The sequence below is a fragment of the Cupriavidus yeoncheonensis genome (assembly GCF_905397275.1).
Taxonomy (GTDB): domain Bacteria; phylum Pseudomonadota; class Gammaproteobacteria; order Burkholderiales; family Burkholderiaceae; genus Cupriavidus; species Cupriavidus yeoncheonensis.
Genome location: NZ_CAJPUY010000062.1, coordinates 1 through 1,346 on the forward strand (window position 1 = coordinate 1; position 1,346 = coordinate 1,346).

Sequence of the window (1,346 nt, forward strand, 5' to 3'; positions counted from 1 at the left end):
TGACCCGTCCTGAATAAGGTTGACACTTTTCCCGCAGTGATGAGGAGAGTGCCTTGGAGATGGATCGGAAGCGAACGCAACGCGACTACACGCTGGCTTTTAAATTAGCAGTAGTGGAGGAAGTAGAAAAAGGCGAACTGACATACAAGCAGGCGCAACACAAGTACGGAATCCAGGGAAGGTCCACAGTGCTGGTATGGTTACGCAAGCACGGACTACAGGACTGGGGCGGCTCGTTGCCACAGGGCGCCCGGTACGCGACGATGGAAAACCAAGGCAAAGCCAAGCCCCACACGCCGGAGCAGCGCATCAAGGAACTGGAAGTCCAGTTGCGCGAGGCGCAGGAGAAGGCGCGACTGTTCGAAGCAGTGCTCGACGTGATTCAGAAGGAGCACGGGGTACGCGTCGTAAAAAAGCCTTCGGGCAAGTCCTCGCGCAAGAGCTCGTCCAGGGGCTAAGCGTTAGCAGGGCTTGCCGTTACTTTGGCATCAGCCGCCAGGCTTACTACAAGCGCCGCCACAGCGAACTTCGACAGACGGCCCGGGACGCCAGGATCTGCGCATTGGTCACCGAGCTGCGGCTGCGCCAACCACGTTTGGGCACGCGGAAACTGCAGCGGGTTCTGCAGGCGCCTCTGGCGAAGGCGGAAATCCGGATGGGGCGTGACCGGTTATTCGATGTTCTGCGCGCGGCGCGATTGCTCGTGAGACCGCATCGGGCCTATCACAAGACCACCAACAGCCATCACCACTTCCGGCGACATCCCAACCTGCTCAAAGAGGGGCCCCAGAAGGTGGTGCCCATGGCGGCCGAGCAAGTCTGGGTCGCCGACATTACTTACCTTCCGACCGCCCGGCAGACCGTGTATCTGAGCCTTGTCACGGACGCTTGGTCGCGAAAGATCGTGGGCTACCATGTCCACGACAGCCTGCAAACCGAGCAGGTGAGCCAGGCGCTGAAGATGGCGCTACGCTCGCGCCAGACGCAGCAAACGCTGGTGCACCATTCGGACCGTGGAATTCAATACTGCTCCACCTACTACCAGGCCATCCATCAGCGGCATGGGCTGACCTGCTCCATGACCGATGGGTATGACTGCTACCAAAACGCCATGGCCGAGCGTATCAACGGCATCCTCAAGAGCGAATTCCTGCTCAATCGCCCGGCCGATCTGCAGCAAGCCAGTCGCATGGTGAAGGAGTCTGTGCGGATCTATAACCGGGAACGACCCCACCAGGCCCTGAAATACAAAACGCCCGATGAGGTTCATCGGGCGTCAATTGCCTTGGCGGGCTAGGTGCCCAAGGTCGCCATCAAAACCTGTCAACCTATGTCAGGACTTGACA

1 protein-coding gene is annotated in these 1,346 nt (G+C 59.4%); it reads left to right on the forward strand.

Annotation, left to right across the window (positions count from 1 at the left end; translation table 11 throughout):
* The first annotated feature begins 53 nt into the window (after positions 1 to 53).
* Positions 54 to 1,297 (forward strand): IS3 family transposase gene (locus KHO22_RS32280; protein ID WP_420839677.1). Its coding sequence is split into 2 segments (ribosomal slippage): positions 54 to 408 and positions 408 to 1,297, totalling 1,245 coding nucleotides; the frame shifts between segments, so codons are not numbered across the junction.
* Positions 1,298 to 1,346: the final 49 nt, after the last annotated feature.